A 3,006-nucleotide genomic window follows, 5' to 3' on the forward strand; every position below is an offset into this window, starting at 1 on the left:
AGGCATACCTCGATCGTGCAATGCTTGCTCCAATGCATCGAGCACCATATCTGTATTCATCCGTGTAGATACTTTCCATCCAACAATTGCTCGTGAGAACACGTCAATAACAAATGCGGTATATACCCAGCCTGAATGAGTTTGAATATACGGGTGAGTAGACCAAGGGAATTTCACCCTTAGCCCCTCGCAGAACCGGACATGAACCTCTCAGCTCATCCGGCTCCCATTATCCAACCGATGGTAAACATCCCATTTTCCAGTGCACAAAGGCATTTGGAAAATCACGCGCAAGTCGCCCTAAGGCATATCTAGCCCGTCTTTTATGACGGGCCAAGTTTTTATACTTACGCCTCATCCAGCGTATAAGATAAGCATTCATGTGTTGCCAGATCGCTGACATTGCTGAACCATGGAATCGACCATAGTATTGCTGCCAACCTTGAAGAATTGGATTGAATATTGCAGATAAATCACTTAATTCGCGATTACACATCAGATGTAGATGCCATTTCCGAATAGTCTGTCGCATTGCTTTAAGTGCATCACGACTGACTGCAGGAGAGAAATTTACATAAACTCTTTTATACTTGTCCACAGCCTTACGGGGCCTAAACGTGTACCCGAGAAAAGTAAATTGAACATCGGGATATGCTTTACGACGATTAATATCTTGGCAATAAACAATCTTTGTCTTGTCTGGATGCAATTCGAGACCACATTCACGAAATCGTGCATCGATCTTTTGTAAAACAAGTTTGGCTTGAGATAAACTCCGACAATGAATTACGCCATCATCTGCATAACGGCAGAACCGTACACTTTGAAGATGTTTCGTAATCCACATATCAAAAGCATAATGCATAAATAAATTCGCCAATAAAGGACTCACAACACCACCTTGTGGTGTGCCGCGATTCCTTTCTAAAAGATGGCCATTTATGTGTTGCATTAGTGCTTTTAACCAACGTTGCACATATAAAAGAATCCATGGAATTTCACAGTGTTTCTTGAGTGCACGCATTAGTAAATCATGGTCGATATTATCAAAGAGACCTTTGATATCAAATTCCACAACCCAGTCATAATCCCAACTTCGTCTCCTCACTATCGCAATTGCATCATGGGCAGAACGCCCCGGACGATATCCATATGAGTTTGGATGAAATAATGGATCAATTTTCGGCTCTAATAAGAGCTTAACTGCTGTTTGCGCGACTCGATCTGCAACTGTTGGAATACCTAGTATACGCACGCCACCTGACTTCTTTGGAATCGGAACAGCCTTAACTGGCGGTGGAAAATAACTGCCAGAACAAAGTCGATTCCATAGTTTGTATAGGTTGTTCTTTAAATGCTTTTCGAATTGCTCAATAGATTCATGATCAACGCCTGGAGCGCCACCATTCTCTTTGACTTTTTTAAATGCCTCCCAGATTAACGCTTTAGGAATATTAAATGGTTTGGTCATAAAGTTTTGCTCCTCCTGCTTGCACAGTTGACAAATCCGTAGACCTGGATAATGCAACCCCTTCGCTCCATTACCATTACAGTAACTTCAACACTACTACGAGTTGCTCCGCCCCTTGGTGACGCATTGCTATTATCAGCCTTGCCTTTTGAGCTTGTGCCTTTCGCTTGACATCGCCACCGAAGGTTCCCGCAGTTCAACGTAAGAGCCTGAATTAGGATCGCGCTGCCTCTACGCCGGACACCGAATGGCCCGTAAGCAGGTAACGGCCAAACTAATCGCGGGGTAACTTCCATCCCCGGTTTTGATGTCATTTGAGTACTTTCGACACTTGAACGGCAGTTCACTGTTGTTCGCCTTCCTAATTCTTACCTGACATCTCTACGATGCCTTTTCCATAACGCTCACGACCGGGACTTTTGATCCAAGCCGCTTATGGTGGTTTGCTACCTGCTCCTGCAAGCCGATAGCGAGGGGCCATACCCTCATCTCTTACGCCGCTTGCTGCGGCACACTAAAGTCACCCACCCATAGTTGGTTTGGATGATCAGCACTAAAATTACGTTTCACTAAATCATCTGCCCGTTTTTGGTCATCTCGGTTACGGGTGGTTTGTTTATTCTTACCACGCCAAACACCTTGTATACCTAGCTTTTGCATCAATCGAGCAACTGTACAACGTGCAATCACATAGCCTTCACGTTTCAGTTGTTGCCAGACCTTACGCACACCGTATCGACCTGAACTTTCTTTCCAAATTCGCTTAATCTCCTCAGCATGCTGCAAGTCATGTAAATCTCGTTTCGCTCGATGTTCTGGATTTACTGTGAGATCTAAAGTCCGGTAATAGGTTGAAGCAGCGATCGGTAAAATCCTACAAATCGCCTCAACACCATATCGATCTTTATTGTTAAGGATAAAATCCACCATTATTTGTGTGGGCGGTCGAGCTCCGCCTGGGCGAAAAAAGCGGCTGCTTTACGTAGAATTTCATTGGCACGTTTTAATTCTTTAATTTCACGTTCCATTTGCTTCATTTTTTCTTGGTCAGATACCTGTTGTACTTTGGCGGGATTTTGTTGATCTAAGTATTTTTGATACCAAACACGTAGTGTTTCAGGAGTACAGCCAATTTTAGGAGCAATTGCGGAAACTGCTGCCCAATTCGATGGATAATCTTTTTCAGATTCAATTAGTAATTGAACCGCTCTTTCTCTAATTTCGGGGGTATAGTTTGGTTTTTTCATCGGAATAGTCTCTCAGAATATTGACTCTCCGACAAACCCGGTACGGTTCAAACCAAGAAAGACCCGACTGAAAAGGCGTGCTATCCATCTCCATCTAAATCACAGATTATAGATGGAGAATTCCGCACATTTAGTTAAATGTTAAAGGATAACTTGATAAGTTTGATATACGCTGAATTATCAGGAGACTTTCCCTTGGGAGATTCTAGGCAGCCAACTTATAAAAGTCTTCGGCCATTTGATTTGGTGTCTTAAAACCCAAACCCTTTTGAATTCTTCGATGATTAT

General features: G+C 43.1%; 1 protein-coding gene, 2 pseudogenes and 1 other annotated feature. All 3 genes and pseudogenes read right to left on the minus strand.

The genetic code is table 11. From position 1 onward, the window contains the following. A pseudogene (locus tag FTT98_RS17540) lies at nucleotides 1–150 on the minus strand (DDE-type integrase/transposase/recombinase); the annotation flags it as partial. 79 nt (nucleotides 151–229) lie between these two features. Then, nucleotides 230–1,471 (minus strand): group II intron reverse transcriptase/maturase, encoded by a 1,242-nt coding sequence (gene ltrA, locus FTT98_RS17545; RefSeq protein ID WP_180177606.1) that lies wholly within the window; start codon nucleotides 1,469–1,471, stop codon nucleotides 230–232. 504 nt (nucleotides 1,472–1,975) lie between these two features. Next, nucleotides 1,976–2,718, minus strand: a pseudogene (locus tag FTT98_RS17550) (IS3 family transposase); the annotation flags it as partial. Next, nucleotides 2,327–2,443: a sequence feature (AL1L pseudoknot), on the minus strand. Its footprint overlaps the pseudogene before it by 117 nt. Nucleotides 2,719–3,006 lie beyond the last annotated feature (288 nt).

Source organism: Acinetobacter sp. YH12039 (assembly GCF_013420015.1).
GTDB classification, from domain to species: domain Bacteria; phylum Pseudomonadota; class Gammaproteobacteria; order Pseudomonadales; family Moraxellaceae; genus Acinetobacter; species Acinetobacter amyesii.